Source organism: Vibrio sp. V03_P4A6T147 (genome assembly GCF_002241085.1).
In the GTDB taxonomy this organism is placed as follows: domain Bacteria; phylum Pseudomonadota; class Gammaproteobacteria; order Enterobacterales; family Vibrionaceae; genus Vibrio; species Vibrio anguillarum.
Genome location: NZ_NDIO01000024.1, coordinates 1 through 7,924, shown reverse-complemented (window position 1 = coordinate 7,924; position 7,924 = coordinate 1). Strand labels below are relative to the sequence as shown.

Below are 7,924 nucleotides of genomic sequence, written 5' to 3'. Positions count from 1 at the left end.
GGCATCCCCTTTGCTTTAAGAAACATTACATAACGCGATGCAATTTCCATCGCTTTTTCTTACTGAATAAGGATTAAGTCATGCCAACTCCATGTTATATCTCTATCGAAGGCGAAACTCAGGGTCTCATCACTGCTGGCGCTCTTTCTACTGACTCTATCGGCGATGCTTTCGTTGAAGGTCATGAAGATCAAATGTTGGTTCAAATGTTTGACCACGTTGTGACAGTACCGACTGACCCACAATCAGGTCAGCCTTCTGGTCAACGTGTTCACAAACCATTCAAATTCACCGTTGCGCTAAATAAAGCGGTTCCTCTTCTTTATAACGCGTTGGCGTCTGGCGAGAAGATGAAATCGGTTGAGCTAAAGTGGTACCGCACGTCTATTGAAGGCAAACAAGAGAACTTCTTCACCACTAAACTTGAAAGCGCGTCTATCGTGGACATTCATTGCGAAATGCCACACTGCCAAGATCCTGCGAACGGCGACTTCACGCAAAACGTTACGGTTTCTATGTCTTACCGTAAAATCCTGTGGGATCACGTGAACGCGGGTACTTCAGGTTCAGATGACTGGCGCAAACCAGTAGAAGCGTAAGCTTTGATTTGGGTGGCTGGTTGATGTTGCGTAAGCAAAGCCAATCCGGCCAGCCACCTTTTTTAGCCTTAAGCAAAGTGCATTCAATGAGTGTGACTTGCTTAAGGCTTTGCTGTTTCTAGTGTAAAGAGGATGGAAGATGGCCACGCTGAATTTTACGTTAAAGGTTGACGGGCTCGCCGACGATGCATTTGTGGTGCGAGAATACCACGGACAAGAATCCTTATCGGAGAGTGTGCTGGCTAATGGCGAGCCTTGTTATGGGTTTCGTTACCACATTGAGCTCGCAAGCCGTCAATCAACTTTGAGTGCAATCGATGTCGTCGACAAAACGGCTCAGCTAACGATTTTTCGTAATGACGGGGTGGTGCAGCGCGTGCATGGCATCGTGCGCCAGTTCAGTAAAGGCGATATTGGTCATCATCACACCTTTTACTCACTCACTTTAGTACCTGCATTAGAGCGTTTGTCGCTGCGCCAAAATAGCCGCATCTTCCAGCTTAAAACTGTACCTGAAATTCTTTCCATTGTGCTGCAAGAGATGGGCATTGACGACTATGCCTTCGCACTTAAACGAGAATGTCTTCAGCGCGAATTCTGCGTACAGTACCGTGAAACCGATATCCACTTTTTACACCGCTTAGCCGCCGAAGAAGGCTTGGTCTATCACCTCCTGCATGAAGAAGGTAAACACACCCTCATTTTCAGTGACGACAGTCAAAGCTTAACGAAGCTCGATACGCCGATCCCTTACAATGTGCTGTCCGGTGGTATCGCTGACACGCCTTACATTTCCAACTTAATCAGCCACACGCAATCGCAAGTGGCGGAAAGCCAATTGGCGGATTACAGCTTTAAAAAACCGACTTACGGTTTTAAGCAAAGTGCACTCGGCACCGCGATGGATTACCAGCAGACCCACTATGAACATTTTGATTTCCCGGGTCGATTTAAAGACGATGAGAGCGGCAAAGCGTTTAACCAAATTCGTTTAGAGTACCTAAGAAGGCAGGCGCGTACCGCACAAGGCCAAAGCAATGAAGCGCGTTTGCAAGCCGGAACCCTGTTTGATTTGGCCGAACATTTAGACGACAGCGTGAACCGAGATTGGGTTGTGGTGCAAGTAAACCATCAAGGCCAGCAGCCGCAAGCATTAGAAGAGTCTGGCGGTAGTGGTGCAACGACCTACAGTAACCAATTTACCTTGATCCCGGCCGATGTAACGTGGCGCGCAACACCACACACCAAGCCGCAAGTGGATGGCCCATGCATCGCCCACGTGGTTGGCCCCGATGGCGAAGAGATCTTCTGCGATGAGTATGGCCGCGTTAAACTGCATTTCCCATGGGACAGATATTCCAACGGCGATGAGCACAGTTCATGTTGGGTGAGGGTGTCGCAAGGTTGGGCTGGCAGCCAATACGGCATGATGGCTATCCCAAGAATTGGCCATGAAGTGATTGTCGATTTTTTAAATGGCGATCCTGATCAACCCCTCGTCACGGGCCGCGCTTATCACGCCACCAATAAAGCGCCCTACACACTGCCAGATAACAAAACCAAAACCGTACTGCGCAGTGAAACGCATCAAGGTGAAGGCTTTAATGAGCTGAGTTTTGAAGATCAAGCAGGGCAAGAGAAAATCTACCTGCATGCGCAAAAAGACTATGAAGCGCTAGTGCTTAATGATGCCACCACACACATCAAACACGATAAACACCTGACAGTGGATAACGACCAGTTCAGCCACATTAAAAATAACCAACACCTAACGGTCGAGGGCGAAAGCCGTCAGAAAATAGCGTTAGATCGTAGCCTTGATGTGGGGGGGGCACTGCACCAAAAAATCGGTGAAAAAACGGTTTTTGACTCAGGTAATGAAGTGCACCTTAAAGCAGGCAATAAGTTGGTGTTAGATGCGGGTAATGAGATCACCATTAAAGCTGCGGGCAGTTTTATCAAAGTGGATGGCGGCGGCGTGCACCTAGTCGGGCCTGCGATCAACCTCAACTCTGGCGGCAGCGCAGGCAGCGGCTCGGGGTATGGCGGTGTTGTAGCGGCGTTGCCGAATCAAATGATTGCTGCACCGCCAGCACCAAACCCATTGCCATTACAACTATCAGCAGCAACCATGTCCACATTGTCTATTGCGAATGTGCCCATGGCAAAAATGTGTCAAAAACAAAGTGATGGGTCATGTCCTCGAGAAGATTGTCCGTGCGAACGAGGTGCCTCATGAATCAACTCAAGGTTGTTAATTATTGGTTAGTGGTTGATACCATTCGTATTCCTGATGCGATTGATGTTCTTACTCGGAATATGGCCGTTCAGCAGGCGATTGTATTATTTGCTGGTTCAGATTTTGATTACTTGAATGATCAAAGCCCATTAGTTGTTAATTTGGGTAGCGATAAGACAGCATTAGATAAATGGTTAACGCTGCCTTATTTTGATTCAAGCTCGGTTATTTTTGAGCTTGATGCGAGTCAAGATGGCTCTGCATTTAGTGAGCATTTACAGTCATTACTCCAAGTTAAGATCGACAATAAAGCCTGCTTTTTGCGTTTTTATACCAATGTCTTTTGGAATCAGGCTGCATCGCAACTTAATGACATCGATATTGCGACCCTTTTAGGTTCAGCTCAAGCCATTCATTGGGTTAATCATGCACGTCAACGGCAAACGCTTCATCATTCACCTATTCAGCCAGAGCAAAGCCAACCTGCTACTCTGACCTCTCCTATCTTTAAGCAGTGGGTATAAACATGTCCAATAATGCCTATACGATTTTAAAAAATGATTGCTTAAGCTTACTTGCTCAGCGTTTTAATATTTCTATCGATGAGTTAATCAAACTTAACAGCGAACAAATTAAAGATCCCAATCTGATTTATGAAGGTAACGTTTTAAAACTGCCGCCAGATCTAACCAAGCCAATTGAATTTGACGGTTCGCGTATTGAATTGGTTGAGCCGCCAACGGTTGTGAACGGTGGAAATGATACATGTCAATCGCCCAAGGAATACGAGGATATTTTGTATGTTCCTGCTCATCCTAAAACGGGTAAAAAAGCTTGGTATGCGCTGACTAAGCAAGCAAAAGAAAAAGTTGAGGAAGAGAGGGCGCACATGGCGCAAGCCATTGTTGAGAATGATTCAGAAGCTACGATGAAGAACCTCAATAAGTTGGGGTTGATCTCAAAGTTTGCCGCCAAAGTTCACGAACAGTTTATGACGTCAGACGATGCTGAAAAATATCAGGCACTGCTGCTTGCCAAGCTGGTGATTAAAAATGAAGCATTCAGAGTTGATGGGACCAATCCGAATGATTATCTGATCACAGTGGCTAGGCTGATTGGCGTGTCGCTGGAAGAAACTCGTGAGAAGTTATCTAATCGAGAGCAAGCAAAAAACACCCATTTATACTACGGAAAATTCGGCTCTTTATATCGGCCATCACCAGAAGGTCCTTTGTTCGAAAAAAATATTAATCAACAGTTACGGACACTGGTGATTAAAAAAATTGAAAAAGAGGTCGAAAGCCTAGAAAAAGCCGCTGAAAAAGCGGCAAAAAATCATGTTGCAGATGATGGCAGCAAGTTTATTTATGATAAAAAACTCGAATATTTTACCAGTCGCCACCAAAAGAACTTGGCATCTTGGATACAGCAAGTGCACCTAAACCGTGATAAATCAGATCAAGAATTGCTGAAAATTGGATTTCAAAATTCCCGTGCTTATTTAAAGCAGTGGCCAACACAGCTAAAACAAGTTCTAGAACTAGCTGCTCGAATGACTACGTTCGATAGTACAGAGCAGCAAGAATTTCTTGATAAACAAAAGCTGTTTGTGTGTGCGATAAACTTAAAAAACATCAACCATTATGGCTTAGTCGTTAAAGAGCAATGTCTAACCTTAGACCAATTAGAAGGTGAGTCAGGCGTAGCTTGTGGTCCTGAATCATTAAAAAAAGTGAAGAAATGGCGAGAATCGGGGGATGCCTTAGACATCATCAATGGCGGTCAACTGATCAAAGCCTTATATGTGGAAACCAAAGGTGATCAATTTGACAATGATAGTTTGGACGCCAACCTCGATAGAATTATTAAAGGACCTGCGGCGTGGTCTTACTTCACAGCAAAAGCACTGGCGGCGGTCGTTGACGCCACGGTTATTAAGCACAAAAAAGCACTGTCACAACTCCTTGGCACTAGCAGTTCAACACCTATTGATGAACTTTTTAGGCAATTACTTTGGGTTAAAAAAATCGCTTTAGCTCGGTTAAATTACCTAAAATCTCAGGCTCAAAAAAAGGCAGCGCAAGGCGCTGGCAGTTTAGAGTTTACTTTAGGCAACGCGAGCCAGATGCCGCCGGCTCTTACCTTGTTATGGGATGAAACTACATTTAAACCCAAGGAAAAGCATAAGTCAGGTTTTATCAATAAAGCCGGAACCAACGACATTCAAGCTGTGGAGTGCTGTTTGCTCTCAGATGGTCAAGTATTTTACATCCGAGGCCCACACTGGTTAATACCAGAGACTAATGAAGATCCACTGTCTACCTTAGCGGCGGGGCACGTTCGAGTCATTACTGAAAAAATTACCTTCAATGCGCCACAATCGAATGGAAAAAACATTGTAGAAGCAGGGTCTGTGCAGGACGCACTCAACGCGCTCACCAAGCCTGAAAGTACAGTAGATTTAATGCCATTAAAAGCCAGTGCTGAGTTTGATACTGTTTTTTGGCAAGATAGCTATCATTACCAAGGCGGTATTGGTCCGAATGGTGAAACGTCCGCCTATTCTGTTGACGCTGGAGCGCAGTTGCTGCGTTTATCAACCAAGGCGGAGACCGAACTTAATACCCCTTTAAGCTCCTATCCAGATTTTATTAAAAAACGAGGTGATATCGATATCGGCGGCTCAGAAGCCATCTCGGCTCAATTTACCGCCCTGCAAGGTCAGCTCAGTTTTTCATTTTGGCTCCCGCTTGTACCAGAAAATAAAATGGTGAAGGAAGAGCAGGTCGAAAAAGTGAAAGGGCATGGGGTTAACTTAACTTATATCGATAAATACGATCATGAACATACATATAAAGCAGGTGACCTGCGGGTTTGTATTGCGGGTTCAGTTTATGGTCTGGCGGCCGCTTCATGCCAATTGAGTGCTAAGTTGGCAATCGGCCCGAGTGATGTGAGTGAAGGTTTTGGCATTAAAGGCAGCACGGTAGGGCTGTTTGATCCCAATATCTATAATGGTTATGCTCTGCCCGGAGCGAACTTAGCAAGTGCGGGAGCTGCTGGCTATGCAGGGGAAGCAGCTGTTTCTGTTGATGCGTTTGCCGGAGTAGAAGCAGGTGGCACTTTAGGTGCTACGGTTTACTGGGCCCCTCCAGAGGCTAAGTGTGTTACGCAGAGTAAAGGACCAAAGGCACCGAAAAAATTAGGTTCGATTGATGGCAAGCTGTCTGGTTCATTTGGTGCGGGTTATCACGCTGAGTTTCGTTTGCTGATTGAAGGTGGGGTTATCATCTTAGTGGCTTCAGCGGGGCTGGTTGTGGGACCCGGCTGCACTGGTAAAGTGGCGATCAATCTGGATGCCAACGCAGCCGATGAGTTTATTGGTTGTTTACTTGGGGTGTTAAAGCAAAGCCATTTCCGCCGCCTAGCGATTTTTGGGGAGGCGGATGCCAATGGAGTCAACGATAGTTTTAACGAACTCAATGACCTTATGACACTAGCGGTAGGCTTAGGTTTGAATTTAGCGCAGGTGCTACTAATGCCGGTGACTGTATTGGCTGATTATAAGCAACAGGTACTGAGTAAAGAATATGCTCCACTACTAGCCAACAGTATTTTGGACTCTCAAAAACAAGCCGTTACACAGCGTTGGGTTATGGCTTTACCTCCTGAAACATTAAGTAACTTATTTACTAGTTTGATTCAAAAGCAAACAAACTCAAGGAAAGATGTAAATGGTGTTGTGATCGCAACCGCAGATAAGGATAACGAAAGTCAAGTACAAGCAATCGTACAAATTATGCAATGGCTAGCGTCGGATGAGAGTGTTGGTGAGGCAGCCAACCAGAGACAGTGGAAAGAAACTTTAATTGCGATGGGCAAGCTTCCCGCAGGCAAAAAAGACCATCTGGTGGAATGGCAAACCTATCAAGCGCAGTGGCTTAGATTGGCAAGGTTTGTGAAAAGTATTAGTAATCAAGATTTGATGGATTATTTTGATCAATCTTCTAAGAAACTTTGTAAAAATATGGTGCTAACTCGTTATGATGAGTCATTCCAGAGCGGTCTTTTAGCTGGAATTCCAAAGCCAACCCAGTATTTTGCTTACCCGATTGGTCTGGTACAAAATCCGGTGGTAGGCCAAAAAGCGCAAGTGATAAAAGAGACTGGGCTTGCTCCCAATCACTACGATATAGTACAAACGGATGAAATTATTATCAATTGGAGTATTTATGACGCTTTATCTTAATCGACTTGTCCGTCTTGTTTTGCTGCTGAGCGTTATGGTTGGGCTGGTTGCTTGCAAGCCTAATCCACAAGATGATATTGCCCTATTTCAACCATTTATTACCGAGAATATTAATAAAAAATCAGCTGACCCTTATATTTCGAGCACTGTAAAGCCGGGAGATAAGATGTATGACATATTGGTTAATATTCAACATGGAAGACATGATTCAGCCTCGAATAAATTACAAGCTCTGATTGACGAAAATGATAGTGATGCAATGGTTTGGTACGCAAAGCTTATATATCGCTCCAGTATCAATAATAGACCTAAAGCATTGTCTCTTTATCAAACAGCAATGGAGGATGATAATCCTTATGCCTACATCATGCTCTCCCCGGGTTTAATCAGTAGTGGTTGTGCTAGATATTTTGGTGAAAAAAACTGTACGCAAGAACATTTCAATAGAGCGATCGAGCTTTTTAAACCTCTTGCCGCACAAGGCGATTTGCGTGCTCAATATTTTTTACTAAAACAGCAAGAGCTAGAGCAATCGAAAGATACTCGAGTTCAGTATATTCAAGAGGTGATTCGCTTTTCTCAAGCACATTACTACCAACCGTTGATGGACTATGTCAATACCATCTTAATTCGACCGCAAGGTAAAGTTAAGTATGAAGCTAAAACTCCAGAACAATATCAGTTAGTGGTTCAGTTGCTCACAATTGCAGCTAATAATAATTATATACCAGCAATAGAGTTTATTGTTAGGCAAGATGTTGATATGAAAAGTAATGATGAGTTATATCTAAAGCTAAAAAAACTAAGTGGTACACATTATTACAAGACTAGATTTTT

5 protein-coding genes are annotated in these 7,924 nt (G+C 44.3%); all 5 read left to right on the top strand.

Going from position 1 to position 7,924, the window contains the following annotated elements:
* The first annotated feature begins 80 nt into the window (after positions 1 to 80).
* Positions 81 to 599: an Hcp family type VI secretion system effector gene (locus B9J84_RS00810; RefSeq protein WP_013857791.1), complete on the top strand. Its 519-nt coding sequence runs from the start codon at positions 81 to 83 to the stop codon at positions 597 to 599.
* Between the two features lie 139 nt (positions 600 to 738).
* Positions 739 to 2,838: a type VI secretion system Vgr family protein gene (locus B9J84_RS00805; RefSeq protein WP_094123305.1), complete on the top strand. Its 2,100-nt coding sequence runs from the start codon at positions 739 to 741 to the stop codon at positions 2,836 to 2,838.
* Positions 2,835 to 3,362: a DUF4123 domain-containing protein gene (locus B9J84_RS00800; protein ID WP_094123304.1), complete on the top strand. Its 528-nt coding sequence runs from the start codon at positions 2,835 to 2,837 to the stop codon at positions 3,360 to 3,362. Before B9J84_RS00805 ends, B9J84_RS00800 begins: the two co-directional genes overlap by 4 nt.
* A 2-nt stretch (positions 3,363 to 3,364) precedes the next feature.
* A complete protein-coding gene (locus B9J84_RS00795) occupies positions 3,365 to 7,087 on the top strand; it encodes a LysM peptidoglycan-binding domain-containing protein (RefSeq protein WP_094123303.1) in 3,723 nt (1,240 codons plus the stop codon).
* The coding region (locus B9J84_RS00790; protein WP_143698817.1) for a sel1 repeat family protein at positions 7,071 to 7,924 on the top strand (854 nt) is incomplete at its 3' end. The genes B9J84_RS00795 and B9J84_RS00790, both read left to right, overlap by 17 nt.

Coding starts and splice junctions, on each gene's coding strand:
- B9J84_RS00810 (WP_013857791.1), top strand. CDS start 81: ATGCCAACTCCATGTTATATCTCTATCGAAGGCGAAACTCAGGGTCTC.
- B9J84_RS00805 (WP_094123305.1), top strand. CDS start 739: ATGGCCACGCTGAATTTTACGTTAAAGGTTGACGGGCTCGCCGACGAT.
- B9J84_RS00800 (WP_094123304.1), top strand. CDS start 2,835: ATGAATCAACTCAAGGTTGTTAATTATTGGTTAGTGGTTGATACCATT.
- B9J84_RS00795 (WP_094123303.1), top strand. CDS start 3,365: ATGTCCAATAATGCCTATACGATTTTAAAAAATGATTGCTTAAGCTTA.